Genomic DNA, 19,195 nt, shown 5'->3' on the forward strand with positions numbered 1-19,195 from the left:
CTCTAAATTAGAAATTAAGAGTTCTTTAAGATTTCTAAAATGGACTTTATATATTACTTTTGCTAAAGTTTTTTATAACTGTATTTTTAGATATAGATGAAAAAATCATACCAAAGTTTAGAAGTAAATTCAATCAATAATATGAAACAGGTGATTCACCGCAAATTAGGTTTTAATATTCTTCATTTCTGCTTAATTTTTTTACTAGCCTTTTCTACTAGCCTTTCCGCTCAAAATGGAGATGCAGTAGCAGGTAAAGCATTATTTAACGCTAATTGTGCTTCTTGTCATAAATTAAATAAAAAAATGACAGGTCCAGCTTTAGCAAATGTTGAAACACGTTTGGCTGAAGACGAAGGTCTTGATAGAGAGTGGTTATATACATGGATTAAAAACAGTGCGGGCATGGTTAAATCTGGCGATGCATATGCTGTAAAAATCTTTGAAGAGTACAACGGTACTGCAATGACAGCTTTTCCGCAGTTAACTAACGTGGAGATAGATAATATTTTAGCATATACAGCTGCAGCTCCACCGGCGCCGCCGGCTCCAACTCCTGGAGAGGGAGGGACTGCTAATCCTCAAAACGATACAAATTCAAACGGATTAATTTTAGGGGCTTTAGCGCTGTTATTTGCTATATTGGCAGGAGCCTTGTTTTTAGTAAATAGGACGTTACGTAATTTTGCAGAAGCAAAAGGAATTGAGGTTCCGGCAAAAGAGAAATCTAAGCCATTATGGAAAGCGTTTGTTGATAATCAATTTTTAGTATTAGTAACAGCTATATTGTTTTTGTTAGCATCAGGTTATTTTGTTTACGGTTACTTTATGCAAGTTGGCGTAAACCAAGGTTATGAGCCGGTTCAAGAAATTCATTATTCTCATAGAATTCATGCAGGAGATAATGGTATCGATTGTAAGTATTGTCACTCTTCAGCAAGAGTTAGTAAAACATCTGGTATACCTTCTTTAAATGTTTGTATGAATTGTCATAAGTCAATTTATGAAGTTGCTCCAGAAACACAATCTGAAGGAATGGCTGAGTATGGTGTAGATTATAATGCTGAAATTAAAAAACTATACAAAGCAGTAGGTTGGGATGATGCAGAGCAAAAATATACAGGTGAAACAAGCCCAGTGAAATGGACAAGAATTCACAACTTACCAGACTTTGCGTATTTTAACCACTCTCAACACGTTTCGGTTGCAGGAGTAGCGTGTCAAACATGTCATGGGCCAGTTGAGGAAATGGAGGTTATGTATCAATATGCTCCTTTAACTATGGGTTGGTGTATTAACTGTCATAGAGAAACAAATGTTAATGTAAAAGATAACAATTACTATACTAAAATTCACGAAGAATTATCTAAAAAATATGGTGTTGAGAAATTAACAGCAGCTCAAATGGGAGGTTTAGAGTGTGGTAAGTGTCATTATTAAAAATAATAATTTTAATAAGATCTAAAAAAAGAATCTCTTAAAGAGGTTAATAAAAAATAAATTAAGAAGTAATTCAATTATATAATATGTCATCAAACAAGAAATACTGGAAAAGTGTTGAGGAGCTAAAAGATAGCTCTATTGTTGAGACGCTAAAACAAAACGAGTTTGTAAATGAAATTCCTACAGATGAGTTTCTTGGTAACAAGGAGACATTAGAAGGTTCTTCTACAACGCGTCGTGATTTCTTAAAATACGTCGGCTTTAGTACAGCTGCAGCTTCTCTAGCTGCTTGTGAAGGGCCGGTAATTAAATCAATCCCTTACGTAGTTCAGCCAGATTCTATTATTCCTGGTGTTGCAAATTATTATGCAACTTCAATTGCAGATGGTTTTGATTTTGCAAGTGTTTTAGTGAAAACTAGAGAAGGTCGTCCAATTAAAATTGAAAACAATAATCTTGCAGCTACCGATGGTGGTGCAAATGCAAGAGTTAATGCTTCTGTTTTAGGATTATATGATAGTTTAAGGGTGCAAAGTCCAATGAAAGGTGAAAGCGCTATTTCATGGTCAACTTTAACTTCAGAAACCACTCAAAAATTAAATGCATTAAAAGGTAGTGGAAAGCAAATTGTGTTATTAACACAAACTTTTGCAAGTCCATCTACATCTAAGCTTATTTCAGAATTTAAAGAAAAATATGGCAATGTAAACCATGTTATTTATGATGCTGTTTCAGAGTCTGCTGCATTAGATGCCTTTCAAGCAAAATATAACGAGAGAGGTTTAGCAGATTATGATTTTTCATTGGCAGCAACTATTGTTGGGTTTGGTGCAGATTTCTTAGGTGATTGGCAAGGAGGAGGTTTCGATTCTGGATATTCTCAAGGACGTGTTCCAACAAATGGAAAAATGTCTCGTCATATTCAGTTCGAATCTAATATGTCTCTTGCTGGAGCAAATGCAGATAAGCGTGTGCCTTTAACACCAACTCAGCAAAAATTAGCTTTAGCGAAATTACATAGTTTAATAGTTGGTGGAGCTTTTTCAGGAAGCCTATCGCCAGCAATAGAAAAGGCGGTTCAAGATGCAGCTTCAGAGTTAAGAAAAGCTGGAAGTGCAGGAGTTGTAGTTACAGGTATTCAAGATGTAAATGCACAAACGGTTGTTTTAGAAATTAATGAAGCTTTAAGTAGTAAAGCATTCAATCCTAAAAAACCAATTAGAACAAGACAAGGGAATGATAAAGCAGTTACAGCTTTAGTTGCAGATATGAAAGCAGGTAGAGTTGGTGCTATTATTATGAGTGGAGTAAATCCATTATATACATTACCAAATGCTTCAGAATTTGCTGAAGGATTAAAAAACACTGATTTATCTATTACTTTTTCAATGAAGGTAGATGAAACAGCTTCTGCAACACAATACGTTGCTGCTGCTCCTCATTATTTAGAAAGTTGGGGAGATGTAGAGTTTAAAAAAGGTCATTATGGTTTAATTCAGCCAACTATTCGTCCTTTATTTGACACTAAGCAGTTTCAAGAAGCTCTACTACTTTGGATAGGTAGTGATGTTAAATATAGCGATTACGTTAAAAACGTTTGGAATACTTCAGTTTTAGGAGGAGCATCGTTTAATCAAGCATTACATGATGGTTCATTTATATCTAAAAGTTCTGGAGATCTAATTGAAGATACAACAGAAGTTTCTGAAGATGAAATGGTATCACCTTCTGGAAATGCTGCTAGAGCTTTAGCCGCTAGTGCTACTTCAAAAGGAATGGAGCTTACTTTATATACTAAAGTAGGAATGGGAGATGGACAGCAGGCTAACAATCCTTGGTTACAAGAATTTCCGGATCCAATTACTAGAACCTCTTGGGATAATTATTTAACAGTATCTGCAGCAGATGCAAAAGCATTAGAATTAATAAACGAACACGAAGCTACAGGTGCATTAAATGGTAGTTATGCAGATATCACTGTAAATGGAAAGACCATTACTGTTCCTGTAATTATTCAACCAGGTCAAGCTAAAGGTTCAGTTGGTTTAGCATTAGGTTATGGTAAAAAAGCTGGTTTAAAAGAAGAAATGCAAACTGGAGTAAATGCTTATGCATTATATAACGGTTTCAATAATATACAAAATGTAACTGTAAAAAAAGCAGCTGGACTACATGAGTTTGCTTGTGTTCAATTACAAAATACTTTAATGGGTCGTGGAGACATTGTTAAAGAAACTACATTAGAGATTTTTAATACTAAAGATAAATCGCATTGGAATCCAGTTCCTATGGTTTCTTTAAATCATGAAGAAACTCCAGTTACTTCTCCTGACGTAGATTTATGGGATGAATTTGATCGTTCAATAGGACATCACTTTAATTTATCTATAGATTTAAATGCCTGTACAGGTTGTGGAGCTTGTGTTATTGCTTGTCATGCAGAAAACAACGTTCCTGTTGTAGGTAAAGAAGAAATTCGCCGTAGTCGTGATATGCATTGGTTACGTATTGATAGATATTATTCTTCAGAAGAATCTTTTGAAGCAGATGATGCTAAGAAAGAAGGATTTAGTGGTTTATTTGGAGATAATGGTTCTTTAGGTGGATTTGGTGAATTAGAAGTTGCTGCAGATAATCCGCAGGTAGCCTTTCAACCAGTAATGTGTCAGCACTGTAATCATGCTCCTTGTGAGACTGTTTGTCCAGTAGCAGCAACATCACATGGTCGTCAAGGTCAAAATCATATGGCGTATAACCGTTGTGTAGGTACAAGATATTGTGCAAACAACTGTCCTTATAAGGTACGTCGTTTCAACTGGTTTTTATATGCTGGTAACGATGAGTTTGATTATCATATGAATGATGATTTAGGACGTATGGTTCTTAATCCAGATGTAACAGTACGTTCTCGTGGTGTAATGGAAAAATGTTCTATGTGTATTCAAAAAACACAAAAAACAATTCTTGACGCAAAACGTGATGGACGTGTTATTAAGGATGGTGAATTCCAAACAGCATGTTCTGCAGCTTGTGGAAGCGGAGCAATGGTATTTGGAGATATAAACGATAAAGAAAGTAAAGTTGCAAAACTTTTAAAAGACGATCGTATGTATCACTTATTAGAAAGTGTTGGTACTAAACCTAATGTTCAGTATCATACTAAAGTGAGAAATACGAAAGGATAAAAAAAATTAATTAACGAACAATTATAAAAGGATTATGGCGTCTCATTACGAAGCACCTATTAGAAGACCTTTAGTTACAGGCAATAAATCGTATCACGATGTTACCGTAGATATTGCGGCACCTGTAGAAGGAAAAGCCAATAAACACTGGTGGATTGTATTTTCAATTGCATTAGTAGCTTTCCTTTGGGGAGTTGGATGTATGGTTTACACAATATCTACAGGAATTGGAACTTGGGGATTAAACAAGACCGTTGGTTGGGCTTGGGATATTACTAACTTTGTTTGGTGGGTAGGTATTGGTCACGCAGGAACATTAATTTCTGCAGTACTATTACTTTTCCGTCAAAAATGGAGAATGGCAATTAACCGTTCTGCAGAAGCAATGACAATTTTCTCTGTTGTCCAAGCAGGATTATTTCCAGTTATTCACATGGGACGTCCATGGTTAGCTTACTGGGTATTACCAATACCAAACCAATTTGGTTCTCTTTGGGTAAACTTTAATTCTCCTTTACTTTGGGATGTATTTGCAATTTCAACGTACTTATCTGTATCATTAGTATTCTGGTGGACAGGTTTACTTCCAGATTTTGCAATGTTAAGAGATAGAGCAATTAAACCTTTTCAAAAGAAAATATATAGCTTATTAAGCTTTGGATGGACAGGAAGAGCTAAAGATTGGCAACGTTTTGAAGAAGTATCTTTAGTACTTGCAGGTTTAGCAACACCATTAGTACTTTCTGTACACACTATTGTATCGTTTGATTTCGCAACGTCTGTAATACCAGGTTGGCATACAACTATATTCCCACCATACTTCGTTGCAGGTGCAATTTTCTCTGGATTTGCAATGGTAAATACACTTCTTATCATTATGAGAAAAGTGTGTAACCTTGAAGATTATATTACTGTTCAGCATATTGAATTAATGAACATTGTAATTATGCTTACTGGTTCTATAGTTGGTGTAGCTTATATTACAGAGTTATTTGTAGCTTGGTATTCTGGTGTAGAATACGAACAATATGCGTTTTTAAATAGAGCAACTGGACCATATGCTTGGGCATATTGGGCAATGATGTCTTGTAATGTATTTTCTCCTCAGTTTATGTGGTTTAAAAAGTTACGTACAAGTATTATGTTCTCTTTCGTAATTTCAATTGTTGTAAATATTGGAATGTGGTTTGAACGTTTTGTAATTATTGTAACATCATTACACAGAGATTATTTACCATCATCTTGGACAATGTTCTCTCCAACCTTTGTTGATATTGGGATTTTTATTGGAACAATTGGATTCTTCTTTGTATTATTCTTATTGTACTCAAGAACATTCCCAGTAATAGCTCAAGCCGAAGTAAAAACAATATTAAAATCTTCTGGAGATAAATATAAAAATCTTAGAGATTCAGGTCAAAGCTTAATGGGAACAGGAGCAGACGAAAGAACTTCTGTTTATTCTTTAAAAGAAGAAACAACGTTAACACCAACTTTTGCAAAAGATGATGTTAAAGTTAGTAACCTATTAGATGGCGTAGGAAGCTTTGATCCAGCAACACAAACTGCTGATGATTTAAAAGTAATTAATGGAATTGGTCCAAAAATGGAGCAAACATTAAATAGTATTGGAATATTTACTTTCGCACAGGTTAGTAAAATGACAAATAGAGAATATACATTGTTAGACGAAATTACAGGTTCTTTTCCAGGAAGGGCAGAACGTGATGATTGGTCTGGACAAGCTAAAAAATTAATAAACTAAAAGTAGCATATGGAAACTTCAGACAAAGTAATTCACGCTATTTATAACGACGATGATGTCTTGATGGCAGCTGTAAAAACGGTAAAAGCTAAAAGATTTCACATTGAAGAAATATATACACCATTTCCTGTTCACGGACTGGACAAGGCAATGGGATTAGCGCCAACGAGAATTGCAATCGCAGCATTTATGTATGGTTGTGTAGGATTAACAGTAGCTACTATTATGATGAATTTCATTATGATAGAAGATTGGCCACAAAATATTGGTGGAAAACCAAGTTTTAGCTATTTAGAAAACATGCCAGCATTTGTACCAATTATGTTTGAATTAACGGTATTTTTTGCAGCGCATTTAATGGTAATAACTTTTTACTTACGTAGTAGAATGTGGCCATTTAAAAAAGCTGAAAACCCAGATCCAAGAACTACAGATGACCATTTCTTAATGGAAATTCCAGTTAATCATGGAAATGAAAGAGAATTGCACGATTTATTATCTAAAACAGGTGCAGTTGAAATAAACGTAGTAAATAATACGCATTAATTTTAAACAATGAAGAGTATTTTTAACATAACATTATTAGCGCTGATATTAATATCTACTGTGGCTTGTAAAAAGGATTCGAGACCTAATTACGAATACATGCCTAACATGTACGAATCAGTTCCATACGATACATATCAAGAATCTGATGCTTTTGCTAATGGAGTAGAAGCACAGTTACCACCAGAAGGAACAATTTCTAGAGGTTATACTCCTTTTGATATTGAAAATTCAACAGAAGGATACGAAGAAGCTAAAGGAAACTTTAAAAGTATTTTAGATTCTACTCAAGTAGACCATGCTAGAGGAAAGGTTTTATATGACATATATTGTGGTATTTGTCATGGTACAAAAGGAGATGGACAAGGTAATCTTGTAAAAAGAGAAAAAATTCTTGGAATACCAAGCTACGATGATGCTGGTAGAGCCATTACCGAAGGTAGTGTTTATCATACAATATATTATGGTAAAAATGCAATGGGTTCTTACGCAAATCAATTAAATAATGAAGAGCGTTGGCAAGTAGTTTCATATGTTATGAAATTGAAATCAGATTTAGAAAAATAAGATTTAGTTAAAGATTATATAATGGAATACAAAATTTCAAATAGACTAAGATTAACTGCAATCATTTTAATGGTCGTTGGAGCATTAGGTGTTGGCTTTGGTTTTATAAATTCAAATAAATCATTTGAAGAAGTAGAAACAATGTTAGCTAATGAATCTCACCATGGAGGTGGGCATGGAGAAGCAGCAACTCAAGAACACGGAGAACATCATGTTGAAGCAACTGCGCATGGAGCAAGCGAAGCAGATCACGCTACTAAACAAGATAACTCACATGATAGTGGACATGAAGTAGTAGATGAACATACTAAACATGTAAATCATGTAATGCATGCAATGCATAATAGACCATGGTCTGCATTTTATGTAGCAGCATTCTTTTTCATGATGATTTCTTTAGGAGTATTAGCTTTTTATGCTATTCAATATGCATCTCAAGCTGGTTGGTCTCCATTATTACTTAGAGTAATGGAAGGAATAACAGCTTACTTATTACCAGGAGCTTTAATTGTATTATTAATTGCTGCATTATCTCACTTTATTGGACATAACAGTATATTTGTTTGGATGGATCCAGATGTAGTAGCTCATGATAAGTTAATACAAGGTAAAACAGGTTGGTTAAATGTCTGGGGCTTTATTATTAGAGGTTTAGTTTTTATTGCTGGATGGGCATTATACAGACATTTTTCTAGAAAGTTCTCTATAGCACAAGATAAAGCAGATGATAATAAAAACTTTAAAAAGACATTTCGTATATCGGCAGCCTTTTTAGTATTTTTTATCTATACAGAATCTATGATGTCTTGGGACTGGATAATGAGTGTTGATCCACACTGGTTCTCAACATTATTCGGGTGGTATGTATTTGCAGGTATGATGGTTTGTGGTGTAACTGTAATTGCTTTTATTACAATGTACTTAAAAGGAAAAGGTTTACTACCACACGTAAACGACAGTCATTTGCATGATTTAGCAAAATTTATGTTTGCTTTTAGTATCTTTTGGACTTATTTATGGTTCTCTCAATTTATGTTAATTTGGTATTCAAATATCCCAGAAGAGGTAACATATTTTGTAACAAGAATCGAAGACTATAAATTACCATTCTTTGGTATGTTAGCTATGAACTTTATCTTTCCATTATTATTATTAATGAATAGCGATTACAAACGTGTTCCTTGGTTTATTGTTATGGCAGGTGTTGTAATATTAGTAGGTCACTATATTGATGTATTCAACATGATTATGCCAGCAACAGTTGGAGACCAATGGTACATAGGAGTTCCAGAAATTGCATCAATGTTATTCTTTGCAGGATTATTTATCTTTATTGTGTTTACAGCGCTTACCAAAGCACCATTAACACCATCAAGAAATCCATTTGTTAAAGAAAGTGAACATTTTCATTATTAATAAATTCAATAAAGAAGAACGACAACAATGACGGCTTTATTATCAATTTTAGTATTAGTATTTATTTTAGTTGCCATTTGGCAAATGGTTAAAATTTTCGATTTAACCCAACTTAGTTCAACAGCACCTAATGATCAGGTCGCAAACGATAAGGATAACAAGATTAATGGTTACTTAATGATAGGATTTTTAATCTTTATCTACGTAATAACTATTATATGTTTTGTTAAATGGGGAGACTTACCATTAATGTCTAATTCTGCTTCAGAGCATGGCCCAGATATAGATAGTTTAATGATTATTTCTATGATTATTATTTTCATAGTACAAACATTAACTCAATTTTTATTACACTACTTTGCTTTTAAATATAGAGGTGAAAAAGGTAAAAAGGCATTATTTTATGCTGATAATAATAAATTAGAAGCTATTTGGACAATAATACCTGTAATAGTTTTAGCAATATTAATTATTCAAGGTTTATTTACATGGACAACAATAATGAATGTTAATGAAGAAGAAGATCCATTAATTATTGAATTATATGCACAACAGTTTAACTGGAAAGCACGTTATGGAGGTGAGGATAATACTTTAGGTAAGGCAAATGTTAGATTAATTGATATTGATCGCGCTAATATATTAGGTGTTGATGAATCAGATCCAAATGCACAAGATGATATTATTACTACAGAGTTGCACTTACCAGTTGGACGTCCAGTCTTATTTAAAATGCGTTCTCAAGATGTATTACACTCTGCTTATATGCCACATTTTAGAGCTCAAATGAACTGTGTTCCAGGTATGATTACTCAATTTGGTTTCACTCCAACTGTAACTACTGCAGAAATGCGTGATACACCAGAGATGAAAGACAAAGTAGCTAACATTAATAATATTAGAGTTGAAAAATCTAAAGAATTAGTAGCCAATGGCGAAGAAGCTTTAGAACCTTACACATTCGATTATTTATTATTATGTAATAAAATTTGTGGTACATCTCACTACAATATGCAAATGAAAATAATTGTAGAAACTCAAGAAGAATATGATGCTTGGATTAAAACTCAAAAAGCATTTAAAAATTCTCTAGTAAATAATTAATTTAAAGATTATAAAGATATATAGATTATGTCAGCACACGCAGATACTCACGACGCTCACGACGATCACCATCATAAAGAAACATTTATAACTAAATATATATTTAGTCAAGATCACAAGATGATTGCCAAGCAGTACCTAATTACTGGTACTATTATGGGAGTTATAGGTGTAATAATGTCATTAATGATGCGTATGCAAATTGCATGGCCAGAAGAGCCTAATGTAATTTTTCAAACATTATTAGGAAAATGGGCACCAGAAGGTGTTATGGATGCAGATATTTACCTAGCATTGGTAACAATTCATGGTACAATAATGGTATTTTTTGTACTAACAGCAGGATTAAGTGGTACTTTTAGTAATTTATTAATCCCATTACAAATTGGAGCGCGAGATATGGCTTCTGGATTCCTTAATATGGTTTCTTATTGGTTATTCTTTATTTCTAGTGTAATCATGGTATTATCTTTCTTTGTGGAAGCCGGACCAGCAGCAGCAGGTTGGACAATTTACCCACCGTTAAGTGCTTTACCAATGGCTCAAGGAGGTTCTGGAGCGGGTATGACGATGTGGTTAGTTGCTATGGCTATATTTATTGCATCTTCATTATTAGGATCACTAAATTATGTTGTTACAGTAATTAATTTACGTACTAAAGGTATGTCAATGACGAGGTTACCATTAACTATATGGGCATTCTTTGTTACGGCTATAATAGGTATAATATCTTTCCCTGTTTTATTATCTGCAGCTTTACTTTTAATAATGGATAGAAGTTTTGGAACTTCTTTCTTCTTATCAGATATTTTTATACAAGGTGAAGTTTTACACTATCAAGGTGGATCTCCAGTATTATTTGAACACTTATTTTGGTTCTTAGGTCACCCTGAAGTATACATTGTATTATTACCGGCATTAGGTATTACATCTGAAATTATTGCAACTAATTCTCGTAAACCTATTTTTGGTTACCGTGCTATGATTGCCTCAATTTTAGCAATTGCTTTCTTATCAACAATTGTTTGGGGTCACCATATGTTTATTTCAGGTATGAATCCATTCTTAGGTTCTGTTTTTACATTTACAACACTATTAATTGCTATTCCATCGGCTGTAAAAGCATTTAACTATATTACAACACTTTGGAAAGGTAATCTTCAAATGAATCCAGCTATGTTGTTTTCAATTGGTTTAGTTTCTACTTTCATTACAGGTGGTTTAACAGGAATAATTCTTGGAGATAGTGCTTTAGATATTAATGTTCACGATACATATTTTGTAGTAGCTCACTTCCATTTAGTAATGGGAATATCAGCTCTTTATGGAATGTTTGCAGGTATATACCACTGGTTCCCAAAAATGTATGGCCGTATGTTAAATAAAAACTTAGGATATATTCACTTTTGGGTAACAGCAATATGTGCTTACGGAGTATTTTTCCCAATGCACTTTATCGGTATGGCAGGTTTACCAAGACGTTATTATACAAACAGTAACTTCCCTTTATTTGATGATTTACAAGATGTAAACGTTGTAATTACTGTGTTTGCTTTAGTAGGAGGTGTTTTCCAATTAGTATTTTTATACAACTTATTTAGTAGTATTTTCTTTGGAAAGAAAGCCACTCAAAACCCATGGAAATCTAACACAATGGAATGGACTACACCAGTGGAACACGTTCATGGTAATTGGCCTGGAGAAATACCAAGTGTACACCGTTGGGCATACGATTATAGTAAGCCTGGTCAAGATGAAGATTGGGTATCTCAAATTGTACCACTTAAAGAAGGTGAAGAGGAATTACAACATTAAATTCCTTTAAAAATAAGAAGTCTTATAAATTTTATATAAAAGCCTATCGTTAATCGATAGGCTTTTTCTTTATATTTGTTTATACAATTTACAAGCAAGTAAATTTAACAGCCTCTGTATTTCAGAATTATATTAAAAATTTTACCGCTTTTGCGGAATATAAATATGAACGAAAACTTAAATCCAACAAACGATAACTTTTCACCTGAAGAATTTGATATAGAAAAAACGTTAAGACCATTATCTTTCCAAGATTTTTCTGGTCAAGATCAAGTGTTGGAAAACTTAAAAGTTTTTGTAGAAGCAGCAAATCAAAGAAACGAAGCTTTAGATCATACTTTATTTCATGGTCCTCCAGGTTTAGGTAAAACTACTTTAGCAAATATATTAGCAAACGAACTTAATGTAGGCATTAAAGTAACATCGGGTCCTGTTTTAGATAAGCCAGGAGATTTAGCTGGATTATTAACAAACCTTGATGATAGAGATGTATTATTTATAGACGAAATTCATAGATTAAGTCCAATTGTAGAAGAATATCTTTATTCCGCTATGGAAGATTATAAGATAGATATAATGATAGAATCTGGGCCAAATGCAAGAACTGTTCAAATAAATTTAAATCCATTTACACTTGTTGGCGCGACAACTCGATCAGGATTGCTAACAGCACCTATGAGAGCGCGTTTTGGTATACAAAGTCGTTTACAATATTACTCTACCGAATTATTGAGTACTATTATACAACGAAGCGCACAAATATTAAATGTGCCAATATCTATGGAAGCTGCTATAGAAATAGCTGGTAGAAGTAGAGGGACACCAAGAATAGCAAATGCATTGTTAAGACGTGTTAGAGATTTTGCACAAATAAAAGGCAACGGAAATATAGATATTAAGATAGCAAAATTTAGTTTAGAAGCATTAAATGTTGATGCTTATGGATTAGATGAAATGGATAATAAAATTCTTTCAACTATAATAGATAAGTTTAAAGGAGGACCAGTTGGTGTTTCTACCATTGCAACAGCAGTAAGTGAAAGTTCTGAAACAATTGAAGAAGTTTACGAGCCTTTTTTAATACAACAAGGTTTTATTATGAGGACACCACGAGGAAGAGAAGTTACAGAATTAGCTTATAAACATTTAGGGAAAATTAAAGGACCTACACAAGGAGGTTTGTTTTAATGATAAACAACAAAGCTAAATACACAAGTCTTATTAAAACCGAAGCCAAACGCCTCGGTTTTTTATCTTGTGGTATAAGCAAAGCAGAATTTTTAGAAGATGAAGCACCACGTTTAGAAAATTGGCTTAATAAAAATATGAATGGACAAATGCGGTATATGGAAAACCATTTTGATAAGCGTTTAGACCCAACAAAACTAGTCGAAGATTCTAAAAGTGTTATTTCTCTATTGCTTAATTATTATCCAGAGGAAACTCAAAAAGATAATAAAGCACCAAAACTTTCAAAGTATGCTTATGGTAATGACTACCATCATGTAATAAAATCAAAACTAAAAACACTTACGCACTTTATACAAGATACAATTGGAGAAGTAAGCGGAAGAGCTTTTGTCGATTCTGCACCAGTTTTAGATAAAGCTTGGGCGGCAAAATCTGGATTAGGCTGGATAGGTAAACATAGTAACCTACTAACACAACAAGTAGGCTCCTTTTATTTTATTGCAGAATTAATTATCGACTTAGATTTAGAGTATGACACAATAGTATCAGATCATTGTGGCACTTGCACAGCTTGTATAGATGCTTGCCCAACACAAGCAATTGTAGAACCTTATGTGGTAGATGGAAGCAAATGCATAAGCTATTTTACAATAGAACTCAAAAATGAATTGCCAAACGAGATGAAAGGTAAGTTTGATAATTGGATGTTTGGTTGCGATGTTTGCCAAGATGTGTGCCCATGGAATAGATTTTCAAAAGCGCATAATGAACCATTATTTAATCCTCATCCAGAATTGTTAGATATGACTAAAAAAGATTGGGATGAAATTACTGAAGATGTATTTAAAAAAGTGTTTCAAAAATCGGCAATAAAACGAACTAAATTTTCTGGATTAACCCGAAATATTGAATTTTTAAAAAAATAAAATTATTTTGTAGAGTTTCTTTTAACTAAACTAGTTTCTAGTTCTATAATTTTTGGATGTATAACTTTATTATTCTTATTAGCTTTGAGTTCTTTATATAATTGCTTAAAAGCCATTTTTCCCATTTTAAAACCAGGTTGGTCTATAGTAGTTAACGAAGGTGTTATTGCAGAGGACATAAACCAGTTACTAAATCCTACAATTGAAATATCATCAGGAACTTTTACTCCTCGTTTATTAAACTCTGTTATTGCTCCAATAGCAACCATATCTGTATTTATAAAAATACCGTCTACATCCTTATGCTCTGCTAATAGTTTAGCAGCATTAACTTTACCTTCATTAAAACTCATATCATCACATGCGCAGGTATATACTAAACTAGGATCGTATTCTAAACCATTATCTAATAATGCTTTTTTGTAACCAAGGAATCTGTCTATAGAATTTTGTGGTAATAATGGACCTCTAAAGTGAGCAACTCTTTTACATCCTGTATCAATTAAATGTTGTGTGGCTATATAGGCTGCTTTTCTATCATCAATAACAACTTTAGAACAATTTACAAGTTTTGCAATTTTATCAAACATTACCAAAGGAGTACCATTTTCAATAATATCGTTTAAATGTTTAAAGTCCGAAGTTCCATTTGCTAACGAAATTAAAATACCATCAACGCGTTTATTTAGTAGTAAGTCTAATTGTTTCTTTTCTAATTCATAAGATTCATTAGACTGTAATATTATAACTAAATACCCTTTTTTTTCAGCTTGAGAAATTATGCCTTTAATTACACTTGAAAAAAAATGATGTACAATTTCAGGAATAATTAACCCAATAGTTTTAGACTCTTTGGTTCTTAAATTTACAGCAAAAGCATTGGGTTTGTAATTTAATGTTACTGCAGTTTCTCTTACAAGTTTTCTAGTTTTTTTACTAACATCAGGATAATCTTTCAAAGCTTTAGAAACAGTTGTAATAGATATATTTAAAGTTTCAGCGATATCTTTAAGAGTAGCAGGTTTCATGCAATCGTTTTTGTAAATATAATTCTAAAATCTAATATAGTAATTTTTAATCGAAAACGTTTTCGTAAAATCGAAAACGTTTTCGAATGATAAATCTATAATTTAACACACATTTAATTATAGATTTGTGATATAACAGATATAAATATTATTAATTAACTAAAAACTATCAAAAATGAATACACTAATCAAAAATTGGAGTTTATTTCTACTGTGTTTATTCTCGGGTACTTCCTTATTTGCACAATCGGTAATCTCTGGTACAATTAACGACGATGCAGGTATGCCATTACCAGGTGTAAATGTTATTTTAAAAGGTACTTCTCAAGGTGCAACTTCAGACTTTGAAGGAAATTATTCTATAGATAACGTAAATGATGGAAACTATATTCTTGAAGCAACATATATAGGGTATACTAAATTTTCAAAAAGTGTATCTGTTAATTCTCAAAATTTAGTTATTGGTTTTACAATGATTGAAAATGCAGAATCCTTAGATCAAGTTATAATTACTGGTGTAACAAACCCAAAATCAAAAATTGAATCAAGTGTCTCTGTTACCACAATTAAACCTAAATCTATTAAACAATCTGCACCTAGAACAACTGCTGAGATATTTAGAACTATACCAGGAATTCGTTCAGAATCTTCTGGTGGTGAAGGAAATTCAAATATAGCTGTAAGAGGTGTTCCGGTATCTTCTGGTGGTTCAAAATATGTACAATTACAAGAAGATGGATTGCCAGTATTATTATTTGGAGATATGTCTTTTGCTACGGCAGATATTTTTACTCGATACGATTCTAATATATCAAGAATTGAAGCAATTAGAGGTGGTTCTGCATCTACATTATCATCTAATTCACCAGGAGCAATAATTAATTTAATTAGTAAAACTGGTAAAGTTGAAGGAGGATCTATTGGTACTTCTTTTGGTTTAGATTATAGTGATTTTAGAACAGATTTTGAGTATGGCGCACCATTAGAAAATAATTTGTATTTCCATATGGGAGGTTTTTACCGTGTTGGTGAGGGTGTAAGAGATGCAGGTTATACAGCTAACAATGGAGGTCAATTTAAATTAAACTTAACTAAAAAATTCGATAAAGGATATGTAAGAGTTTATGCTAAATATCTAAACGATAGAGCTATTGGATACTTGCCAAACCCAATACAAGTTACAGGTACAAATGAAAATCCAGATTTTCAAAATCTTCCTAACTTTGATGCTAATAGTGAAACATTACATACACCATATTTATCTCAAAATGTTGGCTTAGGTGAGAGTGGTGAATTAAGACGATCTAATGTAAGTGATGGTATGAATCCTATCTCTACTTCAATAGGTATAGAAGCAGATTTCGATTTAGGTAATGATTTTAAAATTACAAACAAAGGAAGATTCTCTTCTAATAAAGGTGGGTTTAATTCTCCATTTCCAGCGAGTGTTTTAACTGCAACAGATTTTCTTGCAGGAGATTTTGCAACCGGTAATGGTTACAGTACTTTAAGTTATGCAAATGGTGATGGAGCAGTAAGCGATAATACAGTAATTGCTCCAGTAGTATTATTTGATACACAATTAAATAATTTTAATAATTTCATGAACGATATTCGTTTAACTAAAGATTTTGGAAACTTAGATGTAACTGTTGGTTATTTTAAAGGCATTCAAAATGTATCAATGTCATGGTTATGGAACTCTTATTTACTAGAGGCTTCTGGTGAAAATGCAAGGTTAATTAATGGAGTAGATGCAGGCGGAAATAATATAACATCAAATGGTTTAGTAGGTTATGGAGCAGCGTTTTTTGGTAACTGCTGCCAACGTAGTTACGATACAAGATATAATGTTTCTGCACCATATTTATCTATTGCATTAGAGGCTTCAGAAAAATTAAATGTAGATGCTAGTATTCGTTTTGACAATGGAAAAGTTGATGGTTCTTTTGCAGGACCAGTAACTTCTGCTTACGATATTAATAATGATGGTACAATTTCTCAACCAGAGCAAACAGTACAAGCAATAGATTTATCGAACCCTACAGTAGTAGATTATGATTATGATTACGTTTCGTATTCTCTAGGTTTAAATTACAAAATTCAAGATAGACAAGCAGTATTTGCGAGATATAGTAGAGGTGCTTCAGCTAAAGCAGATAGAATTTTATTTGCAGGATTAGATTATACAGATAGCGACGGAATAAATGCATTAGATTTTATTAATCAAGCAGAAGTTGGTTATAAAAGAGGTTTCGAAAATGGTTCTTTATATGCAACTGTATTTTATGCTAAAACAACTGAAGAAGGTGGATTTGAAGCAACTTCAAATTCTATAATAGAGAACGATTACAAGTCTCTAGGTGTCGAATTAGAAGGATCGTATAGATTTAACGATTTTGTTTTACGTGGTGGTTTAACTTTTACAGATGCAGAAATAGACTCTGGAGATGATATAGGTAATACACCAAGAAGGCAACCAGATTTTATTTATAACTTAATACCATCATATAATTTTGGAAATGCTAAACAAAATAGTGTAGGATTAAGTTTTATAGGTCAAAGTAAAGCTTATGCACAAGATACAAACGAATTAGTACTGCCAGGATTTGTAATTATAAACAGTTTTATAAATATTGGTTTAACAGAAAATTTAAAAGCAAATATATCTGCAAATAATATTTTCGATACTTTAGGTATTACAGAATCTGAGGAAGGAAGTATAACAGAGGGTCAGGTAAATTATTTAAGAGTAAGACCTGTTCCTGGACGTTCAATTTCTTTAGGTATCAATTATAATTTTTAATTTAAACAAGTGTTAGTTTTTTAATTTGAATTTGAATTTGAGTTGAGTCAATATTTACTTAATTAATATTGGCTCATTTCAATTAATTTAAAAATAAATTGTGATGTTAAAAAAACCAAAATTGTCTTTTTGGCAAATATTAAATATGAATGTTGGATTCTTCGGTATTCAATACAGTTTTGGTTTACAGCAAAGTGCCGTAACTCCAATCTATGATTTTTTAGGAGCAAGTCCAGATCAAATTCCAATTTTACACTTGGCTGGCCCAGTAACAGGACTATTAGTTCAACCTATTATTGGAGCACTAAGTGACAAAACATGGAATCCAAAATTAGGTAGAAGAAAACCATTTTTTTTAATAGGAGCAATTTTATGCAGTTTAACATTAATAGCATTTCCGTTTAGTAGTTCGTTATGGATGGCTGCAGGATTATTATGGATTTTGGATGCAGGAAATAACACAGCAATGGAACCTTATAGAGCATTAATTGCAGACCAATTAGAGGAAGAGCAACAGCCTTTAGGTTTTCAAATGCAAAGCTTTTTTACAGGTCTTGGTCAAGTATTGGCTAATGTATCACTATTTGTTTTTCCATTAATTTTTATTGGTATTACAGGCGCATTACCAACTTGGGTATATGCCTCATTTTTTCTCGGTGCCATTTGTTCAATTGGTTCTATTTTATGGAGTATGAGTAAAACCAAAGAAATACCACCCACAGAAAAAGAGTTAATTAAAATTAGGGAAAAAGGAAGTGTTTTAGAACCACTTATAGAAATCTTTTCAGCAATAAAAGACATGCCAAAAGTAATGTGGCAATTAGCATTAGTTTACCTATTTCAATGGTACGCACTATTTTGTTATTGGCAAAACTCTTCTAAAAGTGTTGCTTTATCTGTTTGGAATGCAACTCCAGAAAACACACAAGCGTATAGTGAAGCTGTAAGTTGGACAGGTTTAGTAAACGGTTGGTATAATGTTGTTACCTTTTTAATTGCTTTTGCACTAGTAGGTTTCGCAAAAAAATACAGTGCTAAAAAAGTACATGCAGTATGTTTAATTATTGCAGCTATTGGATTTTTATCGTTTCCGCATATAGAAAATAAAAATCTATTGTTTTTCGCTATTACTGGTTTCGGAATTGGTTGGGCAAGTATGATGGGAATTCCTTATTTAATGGTAGTTGCAGATATTCCTAAAGAAAGATATGGTGTTTATATGGGTATTATAAATATGATGATTGTTATTCCAATGATTATTCAAACATTATCCTTTGGGTATATTTTAAAAACATTTTTAAATAACGATCCAAGAAACGCTATAACTTTTGCAGGCGTATTACTGTTAATAGCAACAATTTGTACACTATTTATAAAACAAAAAAAACAGCCTCAATTATAAC

Annotated in this window: 13 protein-coding genes; 12 read left to right on the top strand and 1 reads right to left on the bottom strand. The window is 32.7% G+C overall.

Translation table 11 applies throughout. The features are described 5' to 3' along the window. The first annotated feature begins 141 nt into the window (after window positions 1-141). From CLV86_RS06320 to queG, 10 genes are all read left to right on the top strand, one after another. On the top strand, window positions 142-1,440 hold the full coding sequence (locus CLV86_RS06320) for a c-type cytochrome (protein WP_121051015.1): 1,299 nt from the start codon (window positions 142-144) through the stop codon (window positions 1,438-1,440). Window positions 1,441-1,526: 86 nt separating this feature from the next. Then, window positions 1,527-4,628, top strand: coding sequence for a TAT-variant-translocated molybdopterin oxidoreductase (locus tag CLV86_RS06325; protein ID WP_121050941.1), 3,102 nt, complete (start codon window positions 1,527-1,529; stop codon window positions 4,626-4,628). 34 nt (window positions 4,629-4,662) lie between these two features. After that, entirely contained in the window at window positions 4,663-6,393 is a 1,731-nt protein-coding gene (gene nrfD / locus CLV86_RS06330) for an NrfD/PsrC family molybdoenzyme membrane anchor subunit (protein WP_076731961.1), read from the top strand. A 9-nt stretch (window positions 6,394-6,402) separates the two neighbouring features. Continuing rightward, window positions 6,403-6,939, top strand: a complete 537-nt coding sequence (locus CLV86_RS06335) for a DUF3341 domain-containing protein (protein WP_076731962.1) — start codon at window positions 6,403-6,405, stop codon at window positions 6,937-6,939. 9 nt (window positions 6,940-6,948) lie between these two features. Next, complete coding sequence (locus CLV86_RS06340; RefSeq protein ID WP_170148515.1) at window positions 6,949-7,506, top strand: c-type cytochrome; 558 nt, start codon at window positions 6,949-6,951, stop codon at window positions 7,504-7,506. A 21-nt stretch (window positions 7,507-7,527) separates the two neighbouring features. Beyond that, the gene (locus tag CLV86_RS06345; RefSeq protein WP_121050947.1) at window positions 7,528-8,922 is read left to right on the top strand and encodes an urease accessory protein UreE; all 1,395 of its coding nucleotides are present in this window, start codon (window positions 7,528-7,530) and stop codon (window positions 8,920-8,922) included. Window positions 8,923-8,949: 27 nt separating this feature from the next. Further along, window positions 8,950-10,026 carry a cytochrome c oxidase subunit II gene (locus CLV86_RS06350; protein ID WP_121050950.1) on the top strand — a complete coding sequence of 359 codons (1,077 nt, stop codon included), beginning with the start codon at window positions 8,950-8,952 and terminating at the stop codon, window positions 10,024-10,026. Between the two features lie 27 nt (window positions 10,027-10,053). Continuing rightward, window positions 10,054-11,841, top strand: coding sequence for a cytochrome c oxidase subunit I (locus CLV86_RS06355; protein ID WP_076731965.1), 1,788 nt, complete (start codon window positions 10,054-10,056; stop codon window positions 11,839-11,841). A gap of 165 nt (window positions 11,842-12,006) precedes the next feature. After that, complete coding sequence (gene ruvB, locus CLV86_RS06360; protein ID WP_076731966.1) at window positions 12,007-13,029, top strand: Holliday junction branch migration DNA helicase RuvB; 1,023 nt, start codon at window positions 12,007-12,009, stop codon at window positions 13,027-13,029. Further along, window positions 13,029-13,958 (top strand): tRNA epoxyqueuosine(34) reductase QueG, encoded by a 930-nt coding sequence (queG, locus tag CLV86_RS06365; RefSeq protein WP_121050953.1) that lies wholly within the window; start codon window positions 13,029-13,031, stop codon window positions 13,956-13,958. The genes ruvB and queG overlap by 1 nt, the downstream gene beginning before the upstream one ends. 2 nt (window positions 13,959-13,960) lie before the next feature. Here the strand turns inward: queG and CLV86_RS06370 are convergent, their stop codons facing one another. Further along, a complete protein-coding gene (locus tag CLV86_RS06370; RefSeq protein WP_121050956.1) occupies window positions 13,961-14,986 on the bottom strand; it encodes a LacI family DNA-binding transcriptional regulator in 1,026 nt (341 codons plus the stop codon). 175 nt (window positions 14,987-15,161) lie between these two features. On the opposite strand from CLV86_RS06370, the gene CLV86_RS06375 reads away from it, so the two are divergent. Both CLV86_RS06375 and CLV86_RS06380 read left to right on the top strand, forming a co-directional pair. Further along, window positions 15,162-17,792, top strand: coding sequence for a TonB-dependent receptor (locus CLV86_RS06375; RefSeq protein WP_121050959.1), 2,631 nt, complete (start codon window positions 15,162-15,164; stop codon window positions 17,790-17,792). 103 nt (window positions 17,793-17,895) lie between these two features. Next, window positions 17,896-19,194 carry an MFS transporter gene (locus CLV86_RS06380; protein ID WP_121050962.1) on the top strand — a complete coding sequence of 433 codons (1,299 nt, stop codon included), beginning with the start codon at window positions 17,896-17,898 and terminating at the stop codon, window positions 19,192-19,194. Window position 19,195: the final 1 nt, after the last annotated feature.

It is taken from the genome of Lacinutrix venerupis (assembly GCF_003663945.1).
In the GTDB taxonomy this organism is placed as follows: Bacteria; Bacteroidota; Bacteroidia; order Flavobacteriales; family Flavobacteriaceae; genus Lacinutrix; species Lacinutrix venerupis.

What these genes read in the sequence shown, in the direction of transcription:
- queG (WP_121050953.1), top strand. Translation starts at nt 13,029, where the DNA reads ATGATAAACAACAAAGCTAAATACACAAGTCTTATTAAAACCGAAGCC.
- nrfD (WP_076731961.1), top strand. Translation starts at nt 4,663, where the DNA reads ATGGCGTCTCATTACGAAGCACCTATTAGAAGACCTTTAGTTACAGGC.
- CLV86_RS06375 (WP_121050959.1), top strand. Translation starts at nt 15,162, where the DNA reads ATGAATACACTAATCAAAAATTGGAGTTTATTTCTACTGTGTTTATTC.
- ruvB (WP_076731966.1), top strand. Translation starts at nt 12,007, where the DNA reads ATGAACGAAAACTTAAATCCAACAAACGATAACTTTTCACCTGAAGAA.
- CLV86_RS06350 (WP_121050950.1), top strand. Translation starts at nt 8,950, where the DNA reads ATGACGGCTTTATTATCAATTTTAGTATTAGTATTTATTTTAGTTGCC.
- CLV86_RS06345 (WP_121050947.1), top strand. Translation starts at nt 7,528, where the DNA reads ATGGAATACAAAATTTCAAATAGACTAAGATTAACTGCAATCATTTTA.
- CLV86_RS06380 (WP_121050962.1), top strand. Translation starts at nt 17,896, where the DNA reads ATGTTAAAAAAACCAAAATTGTCTTTTTGGCAAATATTAAATATGAAT.
- CLV86_RS06335 (WP_076731962.1), top strand. Translation starts at nt 6,403, where the DNA reads ATGGAAACTTCAGACAAAGTAATTCACGCTATTTATAACGACGATGAT.
- CLV86_RS06370 (WP_121050956.1), bottom strand. Translation starts at nt 14,986, where the DNA reads ATGAAACCTGCTACTCTTAAAGATATCGCTGAAACTTTAAATATATCT.
- CLV86_RS06320 (WP_121051015.1), top strand. Translation starts at nt 142, where the DNA reads ATGAAACAGGTGATTCACCGCAAATTAGGTTTTAATATTCTTCATTTC.
- CLV86_RS06355 (WP_076731965.1), top strand. Translation starts at nt 10,054, where the DNA reads ATGTCAGCACACGCAGATACTCACGACGCTCACGACGATCACCATCAT.
- CLV86_RS06325 (WP_121050941.1), top strand. Translation starts at nt 1,527, where the DNA reads ATGTCATCAAACAAGAAATACTGGAAAAGTGTTGAGGAGCTAAAAGAT.
- CLV86_RS06340 (WP_170148515.1), top strand. Translation starts at nt 6,949, where the DNA reads ATGAAGAGTATTTTTAACATAACATTATTAGCGCTGATATTAATATCT.